Genomic DNA, 21,711 nt, shown 5'->3' with positions numbered 1-21,711 from the left:
GTTGCAGAGCGAATTCAATGCCGGGGATACGCGTCACCACATGTTGAGCACGAGGCGGGCCTCGTCGCTCATGCGCTCGGGCGACCACGGCGGCTCCCAGACGACCTTGACGTCGACCACGCCGACACCGGGCACGCTGGCAACCGCGTTCTCGACCATGGTCGGCAGCTCGCCGGCGGCCGGGCAGTTCGGCGTCGTCAGCGTCATCTGGACGTCGACCGAACGGTCGTCCTTGATCTCGACCTTGTAGATCAGGCCAAGCTCGTAGATGTCGGCGGGGATCTCCGGATCGAACACGGTCTTGAGGCCGGCGATGATTTCGGTGGTCAGCCGTTCGGTCTCCTCCGGCGGCAGCGCCGATTGAGTCTCCATCGGATTGGCTTTGATTTCGGCCGTGTCACTCATGCGAACAAATCCCGCGCCTTCAGCAGCGCCTGTGCCAGATGATCGACTTCTTCCCGCGTATTATACATGCCGAACGAGGCCCGGCACGTCGCGGTCACGTTGAACCGCTCTAAAAGCGGCATCACGCAATGGGTGCCGGCGCGCACCGCGATGCCCTGGCGGTCGATCACGGTGGCGACATCATGGGCGTGCGCGCCTTTGAGCTCGAAGGAGATCACCGGCCCCTTGCCCCTCGCCATGCCGATCAGCCGCAGCGAGTTGATCTCGCGCAGCTTCTCCTGCGCGTAGGCCGTCAGATCGGCCTCATGTGCGGCGATGCGCTCCTTGCCGATCGAGTTGACGTAGTCGATGGCAGCACCAAGCCCGACGGCCTCCACGATCGCGGGCGTTCCCGCCTCGAACTTGTGCGGGGGATCGCCGTAGCTGATGAAATCCCGCGAGACCTCGCGGATCATCTCGCCGCCGCCGTTGAATGGGCGCATCGCGACGAGGTGGTCGTATTTGGCCCAGAGCACACCGATGCCGGTCGGCCCGTACACCTTGTGGCCGGTGAAGACGTAGAAATCGCAGCCGAGGTCCTGGACGTCGACGGGCAGATGCACCGCGCCCTGGCTGCCGTCGACCAGCACCGGAATGCCGCGGGCATGGGCGATTTTCACGACCTCCTTGATCGGCACGATGGTGCCGAGCGCGTTCGACATCTGCGTGATCGCGACCAGCTTGGTCTTGGCGGTCAGCAACTTCTCGAACTCGTCGACGAGGAAATTGCCCTCGTCGTCGACCGGCGCCCACTTGATCACCGCACCCTGACGCTCCCTGAGGAAATGCCAGGGCACGATGTTGGAGTGGTGCTCCATGATCGAGATGACGATCTCGTCGCCCTCTTTGACGTTCGGCTCACCCCACGAAGACGCGACCAGATTGATGGCCTCGGTCGCGTTGCGGGTGAAGATCACTTCTTCGGTGCGGGCCGCATTGATGAACTGCGCCACCTTGGTGCGGCCGCCCTCATAGGCTTCCGTCGCGGCATTGGCGAGGTAATGCAGGCCGCGATGCACGTTGGCGTATTCGCTAGTGTACGCCTGCGTCATGCGGTCGAGCACGGCGCTCGGCTTCTGCGCCGAGGCGGCGTTATCGAGATACACCAGGTTCTTGCCGTAGACCTGCATTGCGAGCGCCGGGAAGTCCTGGCGCACGCGCGCGACGTCATAGGTGCCGTTCTTGACTGCCGGATGTGTGCTCATTGGCGCCGCTCCAGCCAGCGCTCGGCGATGCCGATCACGTGCTCGCGCAAGCCGTCATCGGCGATCTGCTCGATCGCCTCGCCGACGAAGGCCTGGATCAGCAACGCCTGGGCCTGCTTCTCCGGCAGGCCGCGCGCCTTCAGATAGAACAAGAGGCTGTCGTCGAGTGCGCCGGCGGTAGCGCCGTGGCCGCACGAGACGTCGTCGGCGAAGATCTCCAGCTCCGGCTTGTTGTCGGCCTCGGCTTCGTCGGAGAGCAAGAGCGCCCGCGTCATCATCTTGCCATCGGTCTTCTGCGCGTCGGGACGGACGATGATGCGGCCTTGGAACACGGAATGGGCGCGATCGTCGATCACGGCGCGGAACGTCTCGCGGCTGACGCAGTTCGGCACGGCGTGGTCGACCACCAGCGTGGTGTCGCCATGCTCGGTCTTCTGCAGCAGGTTGACGCCATTGGCCGAGAGCTCACTGCCCTCGCCCGCGAGCGTGATGAAGCCCTGCAGGCGGCTGACCGCGGCACCGGTGGTCATGTTGAAGAAATTGAGCTTCACGCTGGCGCCGACGGTGACGAAGTGCGACGAGATGTTCACCGCGTCGGGCGCATCGTCCATCAGGCGGATATGCGCGACGTCGGCGTCATCGCCGACCGTCACGAGCACGGCGTCGTTGACCTGGTAGGCCGCAGCGCCGGCGGCAACGAAGCTCTCGACGATGGTGGCGCGAGCGCCCCTCCCAACCGCGACCTGCGAGCGGGTGAAAGCCGACGCCGAGGCGGCAGTCGCGATGTGGATGATCTGGATCGGGGCGCTCAGCTGTGCGCCGTCGGCGATCGACAGCACGACGCCGTCGGTTGCCATCGCAGCATTCAGCGCGATCACGGCATCGGTGGCCGTGGTCTTCAGCAGGCCTGCGTCCTTCTGCAGCGTTTCACGCAGGGTCCTCAAGCCTACCTCGGCGGTGAGCGCCTTCACGTCGGAAAGATCGGCCGCGAACACGCCGTCGACCAGCACCAGCTTGCGGGCGCCCGCAATCCCATGCGCCTTCACCGCCTCCGCGGCGCGCTTCAGCGCCGCCGCATCGGGTGTGACGGCCAGCGGCAGCACCTCACCGACCAGCGCGCGCAGATCGGTGTATTTCCATTCCTCGATCCGGCGATGCGGCAGGCCGAGACGCTCATAGGTCTCGAATGCCTCGCGGCGAGTCGCGATCACTTCGGGCGACCCCGGCAGCCGGCCTTCGGCGCTGGCGAAGAGATCGCTCACCGCGCGGCCGTTCCCGGTCTTTGCCACAGCAACGTTCATTGCAACCAATCCTTACGCGGCCTCGAATTGCGCGTAGCCGGACGCTTCCAGCTCCAGCGCCAATTCCTTGCCGCCGCTCTTCACGACGCGGCCTCTCGACATCACGTGCACGACGTCGGGCACGATGTAGTTCAGCAGCCGCTGATAATGGGTGATGACGACCATCGCGCGGCCCGGCGAGCGCAGCGCGTTGACGCCGTCGGCCGCGATGCGCAGCGCGTCGATGTCGAGGCCGGAATCCATCTCGTCGAGAATGCACAGGCTGGGCTCGAACAGCGCCATCTGCAGCACCTCGTTGCGCTTCTTCTCGCCGCCGGAGAAGCCGACATTGACGCCCCGCTTGAGCATGTCCTGCGGGATGTTCAGCGACTTCGAAACCTCGCGGACCTTCTTGAGGAAGTCCGGCGTCGAATATTCATCCTCGCCGCGCGCCTTGCGCTGCGCGTTCAGCGCGGTGCGCAGGAAGTTCATGGTGGCGACGCCGGGAATCTCGACCGGATACTGAAATGCCAGGAACACGCCCTTGGCGGCGCGCTCGTCCGGGCTCATCTCCAGGAGATCCTCGCCTTTGAACAGGATCTGGCCGTCAGTGACCTCGTAGCCGGGCTTGCCGGCGATGACGTGCGAGAGCGTCGACTTGCCGGAGCCGTTCGGCCCCATGATCGCGTGCACCTCGCCTTCGTTCACGGTCAACGTCAGCCCGTGGAGGATCTCACGCTCCTCGACACGAACCTTGAGGTCTTTCACTTCAAGCAAAGCAGTCATCATTCTTCCTTTTCATCGGGCGGCAGCCAATTCGGCCGGGGCGGTATCCGTACTGCGGTGAAGATCGTCGCAAGACCGAGCAATTCGGTCGCTTGGCCGATCCCCCACAACACGGTCACCAAGGCGCAGACGACGCTCCCTACCACCGCGCTGACATATCCAATCGAAAGTCCCGAGAGGTGTTCGAGCAGTACGGCCAGGCCCCATCCGATTCCGGCGCCAATTGGCAGCAGAACCACGATGAACAGTCCAACCAGCACGGGCCTCGGGACATTTTCGAACATCGAGCTAGCCTACGCTGCCCTCCAACGAGATCGAGATCAGCTTCTGCGCTTCCACCGCGAACTCCATCGGCAGTTGCTGCAGCACGTCCTTGACGAAGCCGTTGACGACGAGGCCGACGGCCTCTTCCTGGCTGAGACCGCGCTGGATACAGTAGAACAGCACGTCCTCGGATATTTTCGAGGTGGTCGCCTCGTGCTCGAAGGTCGCCGACGAGTTCTTGGCTTCGATGTACGGCACGGTGTGCGCGCCGCATTTGTCGCCGATCAGCAGCGAGTCGCAGGCGGTGAAGTTGCGCGCGCCAGTCGCTTTCCGGTGCGCGGTGACGAGACCACGATAGGTGTTCTGCGACTTGCCGGCGGCGATGCCCTTGGAGATGATGCGGCTCGACGTGTTCTTGCCGAGGTGGATCATCTTGGTGCCCGAGTCGACCTGCTGGAAGCCGTTCGAGATCGCGATCGAGTAGAACTCGCCGCGGGAGTTGTCGCCGCGCAGGATGCAGCTCGGATATTTCCAGGTGATCGCCGATCCCGTCTCGACCTGGGTCCAGGAGATCTTGGAATTGGCGCCGCGGCAATCGCCACGCTTGGTGACGAAATTGTAGATGCCGCCCTTGCCTTCCGAATTGCCGGGATACCAGTTCTGCACGGTCGAGTATTTGATCTCGGCATCGTCGAGCGCGACGAGCTCGACCACGGCCGCATGCAACTGGTTCTCGTCACGCTGCGGCGCGGTGCAGCCTTCGAGATAGGAGACGTAGGAGCCCTTGTCGGCGATGATCAGGGTGCGCTCGAACTGGCCGGTGTTGCGCTCGTTGATGCGGAAATAGGTCGACAGCTCCATCGGGCAGCGCACGCCCGGCGGCACATAGACGAACGAGCCGTCGGAGAACACCGCCGAGTTCAGCGTCGCGTAGAAATTGTCCGAGGTCGGGACCACCGAGCCCAGATATTTCTGCACCAGCTCGGGATGCTCGCGGATCGCCTCCGAGATCGGCATGAAGATCACGCCGGCCTTCTTCAGCTCGGCCTTGAAGGTGGTCGCAACCGAGACCGAATCGAAGACGGCATCGACCGCAATCTTGCGGCGGGCCGGATCTTCCTCGCCCACCTTGGGCTCGACGCCCTCGAGCATGGCGACTTCCCGCAGGGGAATGCCGAGCTTCTCGTAGGTCTTGAGGATCTCCGGATCGATCTCATCCAGTGACGAGACCGTCTTCTTCGGCTTCGGCGCCGCGTAGTAATAGAGGTCCTGGAAGTCGATCTTGGGATAGTCGACGCGCGCCCAGGTCGGCTCCTGCATGGTCAGCCAGCGCCGATAGGCCTCGAGCCGCCACTGGAGCATCCAGGCGGGTTCGTTCTTTTTCTGCGAGATGAACTTTACGATCTCTTCCGACAGCCCCTTGGGGGCCTTCTCGGTGTCGATCAGGGTCTCAAACCCATAACGATACTGGTCGACGTCGATGCGCTTCACGCGCTCGACCGTCTCTTGTACGGCTGGCATTCCATCCTCCGCTCGCGGTTTCAAGGACCGCGGTGGATCAAACTCGGACGAGTATTACGATGTTTTTGCGCGGAAAGCACGGGCTTAGAACCGTTCAAGCCCTGTTTCATCGCTTAGTGCTTAAGTAGGCTATTACCGAGCCTTTTCCAAGCCTCTAACGCCGTATTGATGTCATCTGGCTCCGTGGACCAGCCCAGACTGAGACGCACCGCTCCCTGGGCCACGGCGGGGTCATAGCCCATCGCCGAGAGCACGTGCGACGGCTGGACTTTTCCCGAGGAACAGGCCGAACCTGACGATACGGCGACCCCAGCAAGGTCGAAGCCGATCACCGCCGTCTCCGCCTTCAGACCCGGCGCGGTGAAAAGGACGGTATTGGGCAACCGCTCCACGTCCTCTGCAAAGATCGTTGCCCCGGCAATGGCCTGCAGGCCATTTTCCAAATGATCTCTGAGGGTTGCCATCCGCTTCATATCTTCCGGAAGAGTCTGAAGCGCCATTTTGACTGCCGCGCCAAAGCCGGCGATCCCCGCGACGTTCTCGGTACCGGCCCTCCGGTTGAGCTCCTGCCCGCCGCCTCGCAGGACGGGTTCCAACCCGGCGACTCCTTCCGCTACCGCCAGCGCACCAACGCCCTTGGGGCCGCCGATCTTGTGCGCAGAAAAGGTCGCAAGGTCTGCGCCTACAGCATTGATGCTGAACGGAATTTTTCCGAGTGCCTGGATCGCATCGACATGCAGGAGGCCACCGGCCTCATGAACGATCCGCGCGGCCTCCGCGACCGGCTGGAGCGCCCCCGTCTCGTTATTGGCCGCCATGATCGACACCAGCGCCGGCGCACCGCCGTCGAGTTCGGCCCTCAGACGCTCAAGATCGACCACACCGGAACGCGTGACGGGAATCAGCCTGATCCTCTCTGCGGGGAACCGTCCGCCCGCCAGCACCGAGGCATGCTCGAACGCGGAGACCAGGAGTCGCTCGACTGGCCCTCCGGACGGACTGCGCAGCCCACGCGCCAGCGCCAGCGCATTGGCTTCGGTTCCGGCGGAAGTGAAGACGACGTTCCGCGGCAGCGCGCCAACCGCCGTGGCCAGCGCGGTCCGGGCATCCTCGACCAGCCTCCGCGCCTCGCGCCCCTCGGCATGGACCGAGGACGGATTACCGACCAGATCGAACGCCGCAACCATCGCGTCCCGCGCCTCAGGGCGCAGCGGCGTGGTCGCGTTCCAGTCGAGATAGACACGGTTCGACATTTCGCTCTCTTAGCACCTTTTGTCGTCCGGCCAATCGGACGGCGGGCACTCGTCAGGCCGGCTGATGCTGCTCCATCCTCGCAAGCCTTCGCGGCGCCGTCCGCAATCCGAACAGAGGCCGCAGCCAGGACATGCGTCGAACGATCTCGTAGGTCGCCACACATGTGAGTGCGGTCCCCATGATGACAGTGCACGCCTCGATTCCAGCCGGGAGACCGCGGTCGCGCAATTGATGCGCGATCACGATGATCGCGGTCTGATGCACGATGTAGTACGGGAAGATCGCATCTGTCAGGTAGCGCCGCGCGAGGCCGTCGGTGGTGAAATGGCGTCGCGCAAAGCCCAGCACGGCGGCGATCGCGAGCCATTGATAGCAACCATAGGCCGAGGCCGCGGCCCATTTCAGCGCGGGCGACGGCGCGAACAGGCCGGCGCGAACCAGGATGAAGGCAGAGAAGCAGGCCGCTGCGGCCAGCAGGGCCACCCAGCGCCGGCGCTCGAGTTCGCGCCAGATCCCCTCCTGCCTGGCCAGCAGGAAACCGGTCAGGAAAGCCGTCGCATGGTCCGCGTGGTTGTACCAGTCGCCGAACAGCGCATGCGTCGACGGAAAAGCCGGAAACAGCACCAAGCGCCAGGCCGCAAACAGCAGGCACGGCATGATCAGCAGCCATGGCCCGGCGAGCATTCCAGCCAGCTTCCGTCCGAGCCAGTCAGCCCCGGCCGGCCAAAGCGCAAGCAGGCCGATCAAGGCCATCGTGTAGACCCACAGATAGACCACGAACCAGAGATGGTTCCAAGTCGGCAGCACGATGCAGGGATTCGGGCAGAACTGCGCGCCGAAGGCTAAGTAGTGCTTGACGTAGAAGTCGAAGAAGCCGGCGGGATAGCCGAGGCTTTCGACGATCTGGAGATAGGACTGCGGCGGCACGATCACGAGCATGCCGAAGATCAGCGGGATCAAGAGCCGTGCCGACCGCGCCCCGGCGAGCGAGGCCAGGCTGGACTTGCCGAGCATGAAGCGCGTGCCAACCCCGGACACCAGGAACAGCAGCGAAAGGCGCCAGGGGTTGAGGAACAGCATCACAGGTTCCAGCCAGGTCAGCCGGTGCTCGCTCTTGATGTGAAATCCCCAGGACACGTAGAGCATGCCGACGTGGTAGAAGATCAGCAACCCGAAGGCTAAAATCCGCACCCAGTCGAGGTCGATACGCCTGTCCGAGCTCTGGAATTGCTGTGGTGTTGTCATGGTTTTCTGCTCCTTGACGGGACGACGAACGCGGTTTCGGGGCCATGGCTGACACCGAAAATGCTCCGCCTGCGGCGCGCGTCGAGCCGGTTTGGGATCAGACTGGGACGCGAGGGGACGAGCCGCCGGCGGCTGGGACGAGTCGTGGGTCCTTTGGGATCAGCGGCAGCGACCGGATGATGTTCGCTGCGATCGCGGCCGTCGCGCTCGCGATCGGGATCGTCAATGCGTTTTCGGGCGCTCAGGACGCGGCCTGGCGCGGCGGCAGCTACGACATCGGGCGGCGGTTGTTTTGGGAGATGTCGAGCATCGCCGTCATCCTGCTGTTGCTGCCGATCCTGGTCTTGGCCGTCCGCCGAATGCGCCGGACACCCGGCCTCGCCTCGCAGGCGGCAATCGGGGTGATCGCCCTGCTCGGCTTCTCCGCCCTTCACATCACCGGCATGGTTTGGGTGCGCAAGCTCGTGCTCTGGCTCGCCGGCGACGCCTACGACTTCCGTTTCTCGCTCGCGACCGTCCTGTACGAATTCCGGAAAGACGCCGTGGCCGTTGTCCTGATCGCCGCCACGATCTGGCTGCTCGAAAGCCGGCGTGAACTGAAACGCGCCGCAGCCGCTCTGTCGGCGCCGGCGGCCCCGCCCCAGCCGTCGTCACCCGATCTGATCTGGCTGCGCGACGGCACGAGCCGCATTCGCGTGGTCCCGCGCGACATCCTTTGGGTCGCGTCCGCCGGCAACTACATCGAATACAGCCTCGCCGACGGCACCCGGCATCTGATCCGCGGCACGCTGGCGGCGGCGGAAAGCGAGCTGGTGCGCTTTTCCATCGTTCGCGTCCACCGGACCAAGCTTGCCAATCTCTATCGGGTGCGCGGCGTCGACCTCAAGCCATCGGGAGATTTCGAACTCGCCTTCGATACCGGCCAGACGCTCGGCGGCAGCCGGCGTTACCGGCCGGCGGTCGCCTCGCTCGGAAGCCGAAGCTCCCCAGCGGGAAGCGCCACGGTCGATCCACCAGCGATTCACAAACCGTCGTGATTCCAATTGGTTGAGCGTTGTCCTCCGACAGCGCGGCCGGCTCTCGCCGTGCTCCGGTCGATTCAGGCAAGTCCCGGTCCTCGGAGGCAAGGCAGAGATGACACTGCAATGACCGGCTAAGCTCTTGAGCTGATTGAGAGATGTCGAAGAAGCTTGCTTTTTGACCCTGGCCTCGTGTTAGAAGCGCGCGTCAGTTCACCTGCGCGCCACTCGCGCATCATCCGAGGGCGCGCCTCGCCACCCTTCATCCGTGCTCTTGTCTGCGGCGACGCTAGGGAAAGCCATAATCGGACGATTGCGCAGGGATCACCTCAAGGGACTCAATCAGAGATCATCGATGCCTGAAGTTATTTTCACCGGCCCCGCGGGCCGTCTCGAAGGCCGCTACCATCCGGCCAAGCAGAAGAACGCGCCGATCGCGATGATCCTGCATCCGCATCCGCAGTTCCATGGCACGATGAACCATCAGATCGTGTACCAGTGCTACTACGCCTTCGCGCATCGCGGCTTCTCCGTGCTGCGCTTCAATTTCCGGGGCGTCGGCCGCAGCCAGGGCTCGTTCGACCACGGCACCGGCGAATTGTCGGATGCGGCAGCTGCGCTAGACTGGGCCCAGACCATCAATCCCGAGGCGCGCGCATGCTGGGTCGCCGGGTTCTCCTTCGGCGCCTGGATCGGCATGCAGCTCCTGATGCGCCGCCCCGAGGTCGAGGGCTTCATCTCGATCGCGCCGCCGGCCAATCTCTATGACTTCTCCTTCCTCGCGCCCTGCCCGTCCTCGGGCCTGATCGTCCACGGCGAGAAGGACGCGGTGGTGCCGCCGAAGGACGTCAACACCCTGGTTGAGAAGCTGAAGACGCAGAAGGGCATCGTGATCGACCAGCAGGTCATCCCCGGCGCCAACCACTTCTTCGACGCCAAGCTCGAGCCGCTGATGGAAACCATCACGGCGTACCTCGACATGCGCCTCGCCAACGTGCGCTGAGGCTGCCGCTCAAGCCAGCTTGAGCGCGACGATGCCCATTAAGACGAGCGCGATGCCCGCAAGCTTCATCGCGCTCAGGGTCTCACCGAACAGCGTCACGCCCATGATGAAGGTGCCGGCAGCCCCGATGCCGGTCCATACCGAATAGGCGACGCCGACCTCGAGCACCTTCAAGGCGCGCCCCAGCAGGAAGACGAAAGCGGCGAGGAGCACCAGCGAGACGATGCTCCAGCCTGCTCGCGTGTAGCCGTCCGCATATTTCATCGCGATGGCCCAGCCGACGTCGAGCAGGCCTGCGATCACCAGCATGAGCCAACCCACGGACTGCGACATCGACCTGGCCTCAGGCCGCTAGCTTTAGGAGATGCGCGTCGTGCCGGACGAGGAAGGCGCGCAGCAATTGCGGATAGTCCTCGCCGACCGCGGTGCGAACGCTGGGGCGCTTCGCCAGCGCTGCGCGCCAGGCCCGGACCTTCGGCAGATCGCTGAGGATCCCGAGTTCGGTTAGTTCATCGAATACATCGAAATAGCGGAAGATCGGGGCGAATACGGCATCGACCAGGCTGAAGGCATCGCCTGCAAAATAAGGCCCCGCGCCAAGCGCTGCTTCCACGCGCGCGAATTTGGCCGCGAGCGCCTGACGCTTGCTCTCGAACGTCGCCGCATCCGTCGTGGTCTCCAAACCCCAGAGATCGCCAAGGATGGCAGAGCCAAACTCCATCCAGGCGCGGTGCTCGGCGCGCTTCAACGCATCTGCCGGATGCAGCTTCGCACCGACTTGGGTTTCCTCGATGTATTCGCAGATGACGTTGCTCTCGAACAACGCGACCTCGCCGCGGTCGGTCGTCACCACCAGCACCGGCACCTTGCCGAGCGGCGACAGCTTCAGAAACCAATCCGGCTTGTTGGCGAGATCGATATCGATCCGCTCGAACGGCACGCCTTTCTCCTGCAGCGCGATCACGGCACGCTGAACATAGGGGCAAAGCTTGTGGCTAATCAGTTTGAGGGTGGCAGTCATGATGTCCCGGCGGTTATATGCAACTGCATCTAGATAAATGCATTTGCATTCACTCGTCAAGATCGATGCATCTGCATCAACTGCCTGTGATCCTCAGGGCCGCGCGATCACCCCGCCCGTCATCGGCATCGGCACGCCCGTCGTCGCCGGATAGGACAGCGGCAAGCCCTTCAAGCCGCGCGCTGCGAGGAAGCCGAAGGCCTGCGCCTCGATGGCGTCGGAAGCCCAGCCCAACGTCTCGGCAGCCTCGACGGTGGCCGACCCCACCCGCTCGCGCAGCATGCGCAGCATGGTGAGGTTGCGCGCCCCGCCGCCGCAGACGATCCAGCTGCGCGGCCGCCGCGGCAACAGCGGAATGATGCGGGCGATCGCAGCGGCGGTGAAGGCGGTAAGCGTAGCGGCGCCGTCGGCCGGCTGGACGTCGCCGAGCTTCAAGCCGGCAAAATCGTTGCGGTCGAGCGACTTCGGCGGAGGGCTTGCAAAGAACGGCAGCTCCAGCGCCCGCGAGATCCAGCCCTCGTCCACTTTGCCGAGCGCCGCGAATTTACCTTCCGCATCGAAGGCCTGGTTCATGGTGCGGTACATGAAATCGTCGAGCAGCGCGTTGCCGGGACCGGTATCGCAGGCGATCAGCGTGTCGTTGCCGTCGATGTAAGTGATGTTGGAGACGCCGCCGATATTGACCACGACGATGGGCCCTTCGCGATCCAGCGAATTGGCAAGCGCACGATGATAGACCGGCACGAGTGGCGCGCCCTGCCCGCCGGCTTCGACGTCGGCCGCGCGGAAATCATACATGACCGGGATATGGATCGCCTTGGCCAGTGCCGGCCCATCGCCGATCTGCACCGTCAGCCGCTTCTCGGGCCGGTGCAGCACGGTCTGGCCATGGAAGCCGACGATGTCGATGTCCTCCGGCCTCATGCGGTTCTGGGCGACGAAGGCGGCCACTGCCTCGGCATGGGCCTGCGTCACCGCGCGCTCGGCCTCGGCCAGAACGCCGGGCCGGGCATCGCGCTGCGGCAAGTGCACAGCTTCGCTCAGGGCCTGGCGCAGCAGGTTGCGCTCGGCCGGGCCGTAGGGCCGGTAACCGGACGGTCCGAACGCCTTCACCTGCTTTCCGTCGGTTTCGATCAGCGCGACATCCACCCCGTCCAGCGAGGTGCCGCTCATCAAACCGAGTGCCGTCAACATCATGGATCAGCGTCCTCGAAAGACCCTCCGGCATGCCGATCTTGTGCCAGAGGGACACATCTTATAATGCCACAGCGCCAAGTGGCGGGCGGCCAGCGGGTTCCCACGCAAGACCCTTAAATTGCCCCCAAAACAGTAAACCAAGAATTGTTGGGCATGCCGACAGATGACTGCATTTAAATCGGAATTCCTCAATACCCTGCAGGAACGTGGTTTCATCCACCAGTGCTCCGATTTCGAGGGGCTGGACGCACTCGCCGCCAAGGGCGAAGCGACAGCCTATGTCGGCTACGATTGCACCGCCCGCTCGCTGCACATCGGCAATTACCTGACCATGATGATGCTGTACTGGCTCCAGCAGTCCGGCAACAAGCCGATCACGCTGATGGGCGGCGGCACCACCATGGTGGGTGATCCCTCCGGCAAGGACGAGACGCGTGCGATGCGCACTGTCGCCGAGATCGAGGCCAACAAGGACTCGATCCGCGGCGTGTTCGCGAAGGTGCTGCGCTACGGCGATGGCAAGAGCGACGCCGTCATGCTCGACAATGCGGAATGGCTGACCAAGCTGAACTGGATCGAGATGCTGCGCGACGTCGGCCGGCATTTCTCGGTCAACCGCATGCTGACCATGGACTCCGTGCGGCTGCGCCTCGAGCGCGAGCAGGAGATGAGCTTCATCGAGTTCAACTACATGGTCTGTCAGGCCTACGACTTCGTCGAGCTCGCCAAGCGCACCGGTTGCCGTCTCCAGATGGGCGGCTCGGACCAGTGGGGCAATATCATCATGGGCGTCGATCTCGGCCGCCGCATGGGCACGCACCAGCTGTTCGCGCTGACGACGCCGCTGCTGACGACGGCGTCCGGCGCCAAGATGGGCAAGACCGCACAGGGCGCGGTGTGGCTCAATGCCGATCAGTTCTCGCCATATGATTTCTGGCAGTACTGGCGCAACACCGAGGATGCCGACGTCGGCAAGTTCCTGAAGCTGTTCACGACGCTGCCGATGGCCGAGATCAGGAAGCTCGAAGCCCTTGGCGGCTCCGAGATCAACGAGGCCAAGAAGGTGCTCGCCACCGAGGCGACCGCGCTGCTGCACGGCCGCGATGCCGCGAACGAAGCCGCCGAGACCGCGCGGCGCACCTTCGAGGAAGGCGCGCTCGCCGAAAGTCTGCCGACCGTGGAAATTCCGCGCGGCGAACTCGACGCCGGCCTCAGCGTGCTCAACGCCTTCGTTAGGGCGGGCCTGGTTGCGTCCAACGGCGAAGCCAGGCGTCAGATCAAGGGCGGCGGCCTGCGCGTCAACGATGCGTCCGTCACCGACGAAAAGATGGCGCTCTCCGCCGCGAACCTGACGCCGGAAGGCGTGATCAAGCTGTCCTTCGGCAAGAAGAAACATGTGCTGATCCGGCCTGCATAGGCGTATGAGCTTTTCGCTGCTTGTCAGGGCGCGCCGATGCGCGCTCCCTGACGGGCAATGGATCAGAACACGCCCAGGGAAACGACCAAGGAACAGGTCGGACGCGCCAGGCACGATGCGGTGCGCACCGCGCTCGTGATCCTCTGCCTGTGCTTCACGCTTGCTGTTCTTGGCCGCGGCCTCAGTGAGAGCTTCACCGTCTTCCTCAAGCCGATCTCCGAAAATTTCGGCTGGGATCGCGCCGACGTCGTCTCGATCTATTCCCTCACCTGGCTCATCAGCGGCCTGACCGCACCGCTGGTCGGTCGCCTGTTCGATCATTCCGGTCCGCGCATCGTCTACGCGCTGGGGCTATTCCTTCTCGGCTCGGCCTTCCTGATCGCAAGCCAGGCGCAGGCACTCTGGCAATTCCAGCTCTCGATCGGATTGTGCGTCGGCATCGGCGTCGCCTTCATCGGCAACGTGCCGAACTCGATCCTGCTCGGCCGCTGGTTCGGGCCGCGGCTGCCGACCGCAATGGCGGTGGTCTATTCCGCGATGGGCGGCGGCGTGCTGGCGCTGCTTCCGGCCTCGCAGCTGCTGATCGATCATCTCGGCTGGCGCGAGACGTATCAGCTGTTCGGCCTTGCCGCGCTCGGCTTGCTCGTGCCGCTGCTGCTCCTGCCCTGGCGCCTGTTCGCAGCCGGCTCACCGCACGTCGCCAAGAAAAGCGATCCGGATTTCATCGACAACGGCTGGACGCTTGTCAGCGCGATGCGCCACCACGCCTTCTGGGCGCTGTTCTCGACCTTCTTCTTCACAGCCGTCGGCATGTACGCGATCGCCGCGCAGATCGTGGCCTACCTGATCGACGCCGGCTTTGCCCCGCTCCAGGCCGCTACCGCCTGGGGCTTCTCCGGCGTCGTTCTCGTGTTCGGTATGCTTGGGGTCTCCGCGCTCGACGGGCTGATCGGGCGCCGGCCCTCGGTACTGCTGAGCTACGCGATCTCGATCCTCGGCATCGTCCTGCTCTGGCTCTTGCAGTATTATCCGAACATCATCCTGCTCACCGGTTTCGTCGTTTGCTTCGGCAGCATGATGGGCTCGCGCGGTCCGCTGATCACCGCCACCGCGATGAAGATCTTTCGAGGGAAGCGCGTCGGCACCATCTTCGGCACCATCTCGATCGGCAGCGGGTTGGGATCGGCCTTCGGCTCATGGAGCGGCGGCCTCATCCACGACTTCACCCACGGCTACGACCTCCTGCTCCTCTTCGCACTTGCGAGCGTGATCCTCGGAATGATTCCATTCCTGGTCGTCCCCGCATTGCGTGAATAGGTTTCCCAGAAGTAACTTGAGCGCATACGGATCACCGGGAAATTACGGATGGGCACTGCATGAGGGATGCACGAAACCCGCTTCGCAACCGGCTGAAACCGGGGGCGTGCGGTGTTTTGTCCTACATGACGAAAATGTCAGAACGCAGTTGATCCCGGATGGCTTGCGGGACAGAACTGAATGCGATCCAAGTCGCTCATTGGATGGAGGGCACAAACCAATGAACTTTCCTTATCTCACTCGCTTTCAACCGGTTCTCTTGAGCCTGTTTCGCTTCATCACCGGCCTGTTGCTGTTCCAGTATGGCGTCGCCAAGCTGTTCAAGTTTCCGGCCGTTCCGATGTTCGCAAAAGTCGAACTGATGTCGCTGTACGGCGCGGCCGGCACGCTTGAACTGGTGCTCGGCGGGCTGTTGATGATCGGCCTGTTCTCGCGGCTTGCAGCCTTCATCCTGTCCGGTGAGATGGCGTTCGCCTACTTCCTCGGCCACATGTTCAGGGGCGAATCTCCGGTGTTCCTGCCGCTGCTCAACGGCGGCACCTCGGCCATCCTGTTCTGCTTCGCCTGCCTCTATCTGTCGGCGGCCGGCGCCGGCCCGATCAGCGTCGACGCGGCGATGGGCAATGAACGCGAATCGACCGGCGGCGCATTCGCGCGGCGCTGACGCGCGAATGTGACGCGCAAATAAAAGATGGCACCGGCGGCTTCGCCGGTGTCGTCTACCGCGAGCCCAGCACGTTCCAGATCAGGACGAGGGCAGCCACGAGCAGCACGGACATGATGATGCGGTGAGCGAATCGGTTCATCGCCATCCCGATCGGTTCATCGCCGCCCCGGCTCGGCTCCCACCAATATCCAGCATCATTCCTCTCCGCGACCTGGCCCGCCATATGCGCGCAAGGCGCGCTCTGCCTGCACATTTGCGCATGCGGCTGCGAACGCTGCGCGCTCGGCAGCGGGCCGCACACGTCCGTTCATGAATGGTAAGAACTTCATGCTACCGACGCGAGTAATAACAACCATTTCGCAAGGGGCTGCGATGAAGCTGCTGAGTCATTTCAAGATCCGCACCAAGCTCGCCAGCATGGTCTGTCTCGCCGCGCTCACGGTCACGGCCATCATCGGCGTATCGGCCGTGCTCAGCAAGAGCCGCATGATGGAGGATCGCGTCCAGCAGATGCGGACCGCGGTGGAGCTGCTCTATAACTACGCTCAATCGCTCCAGGACGAGGTGACCGCCGGCAAGCTCACGCAAGCCGAGGCCAAGAGCCTGTTCCACCAGCGCGGCCGCCGCATGAGCTTCAACGGGAGCCAGGGCTATCCGGTGGTCTACAATCAGGACAGCTCCCTGGTCGTGAACGGCGCCAATCAGCAGCTCGAAGGCAAGATCACCGGCGCCAAGGATTCCAACGGCGTGCTGATCGCCGACGCCATCATCAAGGCCGGCGCTGAGACTCCGCAGGGCGGCGTGACCTCCTATCTCTATCCCCGCCCTGGTCAGACCGAGCCGGTCCGCAAGACCGTGTATGCGCGCAAATTCGCGCCATGGAACGTGACGATCAGCTACGGCCTCTATGTCGACGACATCGATGCCGACGTGCGCGCGCTGACGTTGGAGCTGGCTGCGATCGGCTTCGGCCTGATGCTGCTGATGGCGGCGCTGTCCTGGCTGATCGCCCGCGACGTGCTCGGTGCGCTCGACCGCCAGAAGAGCCGCATGCAGGCGATTGCCGAGGGCGCCATCGACAAGCCGGTCGAGGAGACCGGCCGCGGCGACGAGATCGGCCGCATGGCCGAGACGCTGGAAGTGCTCCGGCGAACCGCACAGACGGCGCGCGCGCTGGAAGCCGAACAGGTCGCCGCCAAGACGCGCACCGAGCAGGAGAAGCGCGACGCCCTGATCGCGCTTGCGGACCGCTTCGACGCCTCCGTCGGCCAGCTCGTCGGCCAGATGGCGTCCGGCTCCGGCGAACTCGAGAGCACCGCCAAGTCGATGTCGTCCACCGCCGAGGGCACCAACCGCCGCGCTGCCGTGGTCGGCTCGGCCGCCACCGAGGCCAGCCAGCGCGTCCAGACTGTGGCGGCCGCCGCCGAAGAACTCTCCTCCTCCATCACCGAGATCAGCCGTCAGGTTGCGCAATCCGCCGAAGTCACGGGACGCGCGGTGGACAGTGCCCGCCGCACCGACACGATCGTGCGCGCGCTGTCCGACGGCGCCCAGCAGATCGAGCATGTCGCCGAGTTGATCTCCAGCATCGCGGCGCAGACCAATCTGCTCGCGCTCAACGCCACCATCGAGGCCGCACGCGCGGGCGAAGCCGGTCGCGGCTTTGCCGTCGTCGCCTCCGAGGTGAAGTCGCTGGCGAGCCAGACTGCGGAAGCCACCCGCGAGATCGGCGACAAGATCGCGCAGATCCAGGGCGCGACCAAGGAGGCCGTGGACGCGATCGGCGGCATCACCGCCACCATCGAGGAGGTCAGCCGCATCGCCACCTCGATCGGCGCCGCCATCGAGGAGCAAGGCGCCGCCACCGCCGAGATCGCCCGCAGCGTGTCGCAGACCGCGGAGGCGACCAAGGAGGTCACGACCAATATCGGCGCTGTCGGCACCGCCGCGAACGAGACCGGCAATGCCGCCGGCATGGTGCTCGCGGCGGCTTCCAGCCTCTCCAAGCAGGCCGAGCAGCTCTCCGGCGAGGTCGGCACGTTCCTCGCAGGCGTCCGCGCGGCGTAAGGCACTCGCTATCTCATCTGAAGAGGTCGTCATGGCCGGGCTTGTCCCGGCCATCCACGCGTTGGCCACGCGGCACGAAGAACGTGGATGCCCGGGACAAGCCCGGGCATGACGGCCTGGTTGATATCCGCCTCTATCGCCGTGCGAGCGTACAGCCGCTCGACAGCTGGCGCGTCGATCCAGTCGAGCCGTCGTTCGACTGCGAGGGGAATTCCTCCCAGGGCGAATTCTGCTTGCCGGTGTTGAATTCGAAGATCTTGCGGAACAGGCCCGGCGCCATCGCCGAGATCGGATTGACGCGCATCACGGGCGCAGCCGGCGTGCCGACCACCTCGTAGGTCACGCCGATCAATCCCTCATTGTTGCCGCCGCCGAGGAAGATGCCGAACAACGGGATCTGGCCGAAGATGTTGTTGACGCCATACATCGGCACGAAGGTGCCGCTCATGCAGACCTGGTTGCCGGGATAGTCGATCGAGCCCTCGATGGTGGCGCCGATCATGGGGCCCTTGACCACGCCGTCGCGGATCGTGAGCGCGCCGTTCTGCCGGGTGAACTCGGCCCGTAGCGCGCTGAAGGAGACGCCGTTGCCGGTGCCGTTGGGCGCGCCGGCCGCGACGCGATCGAGCTGCGCCTCACCCTTGACCGTGAAGTCGCGCACGTTGATGAGGCCCTCACGCGCCGTGTTCGGTTCGGAGGTCGGCGGCTCCATCGCCACCACCATCTGGCCGCCGACCGCCTTGGTGTAGGTGTCGGTGAAACGCAGCAGCGCGCCGGCATCATTGGTCTGGAGATAGATCACTTCGCGATTGCCCTGCGCGCGGCCGCCGCGCAGATCGGCCGCAATTGGCGTGTCGCGGCCGATCTTTCCGCTCAGCGTCAAGGCTTTGATCGCGCCGTTGCGCTTCGACATCTTGGCATCGAGGCTACGCATCGCCTCGCCATTGGCGCCCATGACGGTGCCGAGCTTCACGTCGATGTCGAAATCGACGTTCTTCATCTTGTTCTTGTCATCCTTGGAGTTTCCTGAGATCGCCGACTTCAGGAAGCCGCGGCCGTCGAACACGTCGCCGCGCATCGTGCCTTTGAGCATACCGTCCTGGCCGCGCTCGACCTTCAGCGACGTCTTGTCGCCGTCAGACGGTGAATAGACCGGGAAACTCGCATTCATCAGGTCGCCGTTCGCATCGATTTCCAGCGAGCCCTTGATCGAGGCGCCGCCGCCCTCGATGACGATGTCCTCGAAACGCGTTGATTGCGCCGTCGGCACGACCTTGAAGGTGGCCTTGCCCGACCGGCCCGGCAGCTTGACCCATCCGGGCAGGATGTTGTCGAGCCTGACCGAGGTCAGGTCGGCCTCGACGCCGAGCTTCGTCGTCTGGTCCGGGCCGCTCGCGATCTTGCCCGACAGCTTGATCGGCAACGATCCGCTGACGGCGGGGCTGAGATCGAATCCCAGGCGCGCGCGGCTGGCGTCGTCCAGCGTCGCCTGCAATCTGACGTCGGCATCGCCCTCGGCCGGCTTGCGATAGTCGAGCGAGGCCGCCTGCCCGTTGATCTTGACGTCGCCCTTGACCTGATAGCCCTGGTTGCTCGCGGCGATCTTGAGGTTGTTGGCCTCCAGCTTCTGGTTCATCACCAGCTTGTCGGCGGAGAAACCGTTGAGGTCGGCGTTGACGGAATAGGTGGTGTCGGCCTTTGTCAGCTCGCCCTTGACCGGCATGGCGAGCTGGATGTTCGCCGAGAACGTCCCCTTGCTGGTGTTGGGGTCGACGACGGTCGACGACAAATCGCTCAGCCGATCATTGGCGAGCATTTCGGCGGCCGCGGGCACCGGTCCCTCGACGCGAAAGCGCGTGCGCGACGGCGACGGCTTCGGCGCCATGTCCGGCACCTCGAAGGTGAAGTCGGAGATCGTGATCTTGCGGCCGGCGGGCGTATCGGCAATGCCTTGCGCGATGTTCACGGTCGCGGTGCGGCCGGTCACGCGCGCCTTCAAATCGGCATCATGCACCACAGGCATGCCGTCCACGGGGCGGACCGCGACGCCGCTCGCCACGATGTTAACCGACAGGCCGTCGTCAGGGATCGGCGGCCCCTTGCGCGGCAGGTTCTTCGTCGGCGAGTTGACGCCGATCTCGATGCGCTGGAGCGTGCCGCGCTCGATCCGCTCGATCACCCATTCGCGCAGCTCGGGAACGACGAGCGTCGGCCACATCCGCTTCAGTGCCGACGCCGACATCGGCGTACCGGCAAAACCCAGCGTCAGCCGAGGCTCGCCCGAATAGTCGATGGCCCCGGTGCCGGCGACGCCGATCTCGCCGTTGCTGATATCGGCCTGCGTCAGCAGCAGGCGCTTGTGGTCGGTGTCGAAGCGGAAGCCGATCGCAATGCGGTTGAAGACGAGCGGCGGCTCGTTGTCGATGCCGCCGAGCAAGATCGAGCCGCCGCTGAAGCCGAGCTGCCAATCGTTGATGTTGCCGTTCGGGGGTTCGAGATGGGCCAGCAGCGTCAGCCGGTTCGCGCCGGAGATGATCTTGAAGGGTGCGACCAGCACGCGCCGGTTGGCGTCCCACTCGACGTTGATCTCGGCCTGGTCGATCGCCATTGGATAGTCGGGCGTGTCGGTATCGATGATGTTGCCCGCACCGACCGCTATCTTGCCGCGGAAGAAGGTCGGCACGCCGTCACGGCCGAGCTCGCCCTTGAGCTCGCCGGTCAGCGGCAGGTCGGCGGTATAGGTGAGATCCTTGACCCGCAACGCCAGCAGGATGTTGGAGGTCGAGACCTTGTCGGCCTTGATGTCGACCGAGCGCACGCCGTTCTCGGCCGGCCCGATCGTGGCGCGCAGCATCCAGGGACGCGCGCCCTCCTCGCCGAGGCTGAGCGCGACGCCGCCGCGGCTCGGCCGGCGCAGGCTGAGCGTGATGTTCTCGAACGACCATTTGCTGCCGCGCTGCTGATCGTCGACGATCAGATTGCCGTTCTTCAGGCCAATCTCGTTGAGGTTCTGGCCGTCGAGGCCGGTCATGCTCAGGCTGTCGAGCCAGTCGAGGCCCTGAAGAATGCCGCTCTGCGCGGTCGCCTGAGGCGCCGCCTGCGACGCGTCCGGGCTCGTGGGCTGCTGCGTGGCGAAGGGCGGCGGCGGAACGCCGGCGCGCGGGAATGTCGGCGGCAGGCCCGCCTCTTTCTTGGAGGCCACGCCCGTTGCCAGCGGCTTCGCCGTGTCGCCCGCCGAGACCGTGACGGTGCCGTCGGGTGCGATGCGGATCGCAAGCTCGGCGTCGACGAGGTTGAGGCTTTCGGCGCGCAGGTGCCCCATCAGGAGAGCCGCGCCCGACAGCTTCACCTCGGCCTTCGGCGCGCTGGCGACGACGGCGTGATCGCGGTCGCGGACGATGATGTCGCGGATACGGACCGCGATACGGATCCGCCCCGCCCGCTCGATCTGGGTGCCGCCGATCTCCACGGTATTGCCGTGGCCGATGTTCTCCTCGATCGCGGCAGCGAGCCACGGCGTTGCGATATCGAGATTGATCGGACCGGCGCCGAGCCGCCACCACAGTGCAGCAAAACAACCGACGAAGATGACGACCACGGCCCCGACCACCATGGTGAAGCGCTTCAACCAGCGATCTGCGGCCAGCCAGCGGTGCAGCGCCCGAAACCCGTCACCGAAGCGATGGAAGCCCGAATTGGAACGCGACAGCAGCCGGCGCGCGCGATAGCCCGCCGCCTCCTCCTGATCCGGATCCCAATCGGCGTTGTCCCATTCCTGCGGCTCTGGTTGACCGCCGCGCCGATCGAAGTCCCGCGTGTAATCCTGGGGCGACTTATTCCTTGCCATTGCCTCTCGATACAGGCGCCCATCGTGGGATTGAGCGCCGCCGGGACCGCAGCCGACGACGGGGAGCGAAGCCCCCTGCGCCGGCACTGCCGCCATACCTCGAATATTCCTGCTGTTCGTCATTTCGCCCCGGGAGCGCGTTCAACGAGCAGTTGGG

The 21,711-nt window shown here is 64.6% G+C and carries 18 protein-coding genes; 6 read left to right on the top strand and 12 right to left on the bottom strand.

Annotated features, from left to right (window positions below; translation table 11 throughout):
• Window positions 1-33: 33 nt before the first annotated feature.
• From BCCGELA001_RS18165 to BCCGELA001_RS18130, 8 genes are all read right to left on the bottom strand, one after another.
• Window positions 34-405 (bottom strand): SUF system Fe-S cluster assembly protein, encoded by a 372-nt coding sequence (locus BCCGELA001_RS18165; protein ID WP_008558582.1) that lies wholly within the window; start codon window positions 403-405, stop codon window positions 34-36.
• Complete coding sequence (locus tag BCCGELA001_RS18160) at window positions 402-1,649, bottom strand: cysteine desulfurase (RefSeq protein ID WP_008558580.1); 1,248 nt, start codon at window positions 1,647-1,649, stop codon at window positions 402-404. The genes BCCGELA001_RS18165 and BCCGELA001_RS18160 overlap by 4 nt, the downstream gene beginning before the upstream one ends.
• Window positions 1,646-2,950, bottom strand: a complete 1,305-nt coding sequence (gene sufD, locus BCCGELA001_RS18155; RefSeq protein WP_060735963.1) for a Fe-S cluster assembly protein SufD — start codon at window positions 2,948-2,950, stop codon at window positions 1,646-1,648. The genes BCCGELA001_RS18160 and sufD overlap by 4 nt, the downstream gene beginning before the upstream one ends.
• 12 nt (window positions 2,951-2,962) lie before the next feature.
• Window positions 2,963-3,715, bottom strand: a complete 753-nt coding sequence (gene sufC, locus BCCGELA001_RS18150; RefSeq protein ID WP_060737714.1) for a Fe-S cluster assembly ATPase SufC — start codon at window positions 3,713-3,715, stop codon at window positions 2,963-2,965.
• Window positions 3,715-3,999, bottom strand: coding sequence for a hypothetical protein (locus tag BCCGELA001_RS18145; protein ID WP_008558565.1), 285 nt, complete (start codon window positions 3,997-3,999; stop codon window positions 3,715-3,717). The genes sufC and BCCGELA001_RS18145 overlap by 1 nt, the downstream gene beginning before the upstream one ends.
• 4 nt (window positions 4,000-4,003) lie before the next feature.
• Entirely contained in the window at window positions 4,004-5,500 is a 1,497-nt protein-coding gene (sufB, locus tag BCCGELA001_RS18140) for a Fe-S cluster assembly protein SufB (RefSeq protein WP_060735962.1), read from the bottom strand.
• Between the two features lie 113 nt (window positions 5,501-5,613).
• Entirely contained in the window at window positions 5,614-6,753 is a 1,140-nt protein-coding gene (locus tag BCCGELA001_RS18135) for a cysteine desulfurase family protein (protein ID WP_060735961.1), read from the bottom strand.
• Window positions 6,754-6,805: 52 nt separating this feature from the next.
• Window positions 6,806-7,999, bottom strand: coding sequence for an acyltransferase family protein (locus tag BCCGELA001_RS18130; protein WP_060735960.1), 1,194 nt, complete (start codon window positions 7,997-7,999; stop codon window positions 6,806-6,808).
• Window positions 8,000-8,175: 176 nt separating this feature from the next.
• Here BCCGELA001_RS18130 and BCCGELA001_RS18125 point away from each other — a divergent pair, with 176 nt between their 5' ends.
• Together BCCGELA001_RS18125 and BCCGELA001_RS18120 are read left to right on the top strand one after the other, a co-directional pair.
• The gene (locus tag BCCGELA001_RS18125) at window positions 8,176-9,036 is read left to right on the top strand and encodes a LytTR family DNA-binding domain-containing protein (RefSeq protein WP_236840712.1); all 861 of its coding nucleotides are present in this window, start codon (window positions 8,176-8,178) and stop codon (window positions 9,034-9,036) included.
• 337 nt (window positions 9,037-9,373) lie between these two features.
• On the top strand, window positions 9,374-10,021 hold the full coding sequence (locus tag BCCGELA001_RS18120; RefSeq protein ID WP_014495555.1) for an alpha/beta hydrolase: 648 nt from the start codon (window positions 9,374-9,376) through the stop codon (window positions 10,019-10,021).
• A gap of 9 nt (window positions 10,022-10,030) precedes the next feature.
• Here the strand turns inward: BCCGELA001_RS18120 and BCCGELA001_RS18115 are convergent, their stop codons facing one another.
• The 3 genes from BCCGELA001_RS18115 to BCCGELA001_RS18105 form a co-directional block, all read right to left on the bottom strand.
• Complete coding sequence (locus BCCGELA001_RS18115) at window positions 10,031-10,354, bottom strand: DMT family transporter (protein WP_008564574.1); 324 nt, start codon at window positions 10,352-10,354, stop codon at window positions 10,031-10,033.
• 10 nt (window positions 10,355-10,364) lie between these two features.
• Window positions 10,365-11,042, bottom strand: coding sequence for a glutathione S-transferase family protein (locus BCCGELA001_RS18110; RefSeq protein WP_060735958.1), 678 nt, complete (start codon window positions 11,040-11,042; stop codon window positions 10,365-10,367).
• Between the two features lie 93 nt (window positions 11,043-11,135).
• Window positions 11,136-12,239 carry an anhydro-N-acetylmuramic acid kinase gene (locus BCCGELA001_RS18105; protein ID WP_060735957.1) on the bottom strand — a complete coding sequence of 368 codons (1,104 nt, stop codon included), beginning with the start codon at window positions 12,237-12,239 and terminating at the stop codon, window positions 11,136-11,138.
• A 163-nt stretch (window positions 12,240-12,402) separates the two neighbouring features.
• Between BCCGELA001_RS18105 and tyrS the strand changes: the two genes are divergently transcribed.
• The 4 genes from tyrS to BCCGELA001_RS18085 all read left to right on the top strand — a co-directional run bounded on the left by tyrS (window position 12,403) and on the right by BCCGELA001_RS18085 (window position 17,707).
• On the top strand, window positions 12,403-13,656 hold the full coding sequence (tyrS, locus tag BCCGELA001_RS18100) for a tyrosine--tRNA ligase (protein WP_008564553.1): 1,254 nt from the start codon (window positions 12,403-12,405) through the stop codon (window positions 13,654-13,656).
• A 57-nt stretch (window positions 13,657-13,713) separates the two neighbouring features.
• Entirely contained in the window at window positions 13,714-14,973 is a 1,260-nt protein-coding gene (locus BCCGELA001_RS18095; RefSeq protein WP_060735956.1) for an MFS transporter, read from the top strand.
• A 220-nt stretch (window positions 14,974-15,193) separates the two neighbouring features.
• Window positions 15,194-15,637: a DoxX family protein gene (locus tag BCCGELA001_RS18090; protein ID WP_008564538.1), complete on the top strand. Its 444-nt coding sequence runs from the start codon at window positions 15,194-15,196 to the stop codon at window positions 15,635-15,637.
• A gap of 375 nt (window positions 15,638-16,012) precedes the next feature.
• A complete protein-coding gene (locus BCCGELA001_RS18085) occupies window positions 16,013-17,707 on the top strand; it encodes a methyl-accepting chemotaxis protein (protein ID WP_060735955.1) in 1,695 nt (564 codons plus the stop codon).
• Window positions 17,708-17,840: 133 nt separating this feature from the next.
• On the opposite strand, the gene BCCGELA001_RS18080 is transcribed toward BCCGELA001_RS18085, so the two are convergent.
• Complete coding sequence (locus tag BCCGELA001_RS18080; protein ID WP_060735954.1) at window positions 17,841-21,650, bottom strand: YhdP family protein; 3,810 nt, start codon at window positions 21,648-21,650, stop codon at window positions 17,841-17,843.
• Window positions 21,651-21,711: the final 61 nt, after the last annotated feature.

Origin of the sequence: Bradyrhizobium sp. CCGE-LA001 (assembly GCF_000296215.2) — a bacterium.
GTDB lineage: Bacteria > Pseudomonadota > Alphaproteobacteria > Rhizobiales > Xanthobacteraceae > Bradyrhizobium.
The sequence above is the reverse complement of the archived record's forward strand: the minus strand, read 5'-3'. Positions and strand labels throughout refer to the sequence as shown.

Coding starts and splice junctions, on each gene's coding strand:
- BCCGELA001_RS18090 (WP_008564538.1), top strand. CDS start 15,194: ATGAACTTTCCTTATCTCACTCGCTTTCAACCGGTTCTCTTGAGCCTG.
- BCCGELA001_RS18105 (WP_060735957.1), bottom strand. CDS start 12,239: ATGATGTTGACGGCACTCGGTTTGATGAGCGGCACCTCGCTGGACGGG.
- BCCGELA001_RS18160 (WP_008558580.1), bottom strand. CDS start 1,649: ATGAGCACACATCCGGCAGTCAAGAACGGCACCTATGACGTCGCGCGC.
- BCCGELA001_RS18085 (WP_060735955.1), top strand. CDS start 16,013: ATGAAGCTGCTGAGTCATTTCAAGATCCGCACCAAGCTCGCCAGCATG.
- BCCGELA001_RS18135 (WP_060735961.1), bottom strand. CDS start 6,753: ATGTCGAACCGTGTCTATCTCGACTGGAACGCGACCACGCCGCTGCGC.
- BCCGELA001_RS18165 (WP_008558582.1), bottom strand. CDS start 405: ATGAGTGACACGGCCGAAATCAAAGCCAATCCGATGGAGACTCAATCG.
- BCCGELA001_RS18125 (WP_236840712.1), top strand. CDS start 8,176: ATGATGTTCGCTGCGATCGCGGCCGTCGCGCTCGCGATCGGGATCGTC.
- BCCGELA001_RS18130 (WP_060735960.1), bottom strand. CDS start 7,999: ATGACAACACCACAGCAATTCCAGAGCTCGGACAGGCGTATCGACCTC.
- sufD (WP_060735963.1), bottom strand. CDS start 2,950: ATGAACGTTGCTGTGGCAAAGACCGGGAACGGCCGCGCGGTGAGCGAT.
- BCCGELA001_RS18110 (WP_060735958.1), bottom strand. CDS start 11,042: ATGACTGCCACCCTCAAACTGATTAGCCACAAGCTTTGCCCCTATGTT.
- tyrS (WP_008564553.1), top strand. CDS start 12,403: ATGACTGCATTTAAATCGGAATTCCTCAATACCCTGCAGGAACGTGGT.
- BCCGELA001_RS18115 (WP_008564574.1), bottom strand. CDS start 10,354: ATGTCGCAGTCCGTGGGTTGGCTCATGCTGGTGATCGCAGGCCTGCTC.
- BCCGELA001_RS18095 (WP_060735956.1), top strand. CDS start 13,714: ATGGATCAGAACACGCCCAGGGAAACGACCAAGGAACAGGTCGGACGC.
- BCCGELA001_RS18080 (WP_060735954.1), bottom strand. CDS start 21,650: ATGGCGGCAGTGCCGGCGCAGGGGGCTTCGCTCCCCGTCGTCGGCTGC.
- BCCGELA001_RS18145 (WP_008558565.1), bottom strand. CDS start 3,999: ATGTTCGAAAATGTCCCGAGGCCCGTGCTGGTTGGACTGTTCATCGTG.
- sufB (WP_060735962.1), bottom strand. CDS start 5,500: ATGCCAGCCGTACAAGAGACGGTCGAGCGCGTGAAGCGCATCGACGTC.
- sufC (WP_060737714.1), bottom strand. CDS start 3,715: ATGACTGCTTTGCTTGAAGTGAAAGACCTCAAGGTTCGTGTCGAGGAG.
- BCCGELA001_RS18120 (WP_014495555.1), top strand. CDS start 9,374: ATGCCTGAAGTTATTTTCACCGGCCCCGCGGGCCGTCTCGAAGGCCGC.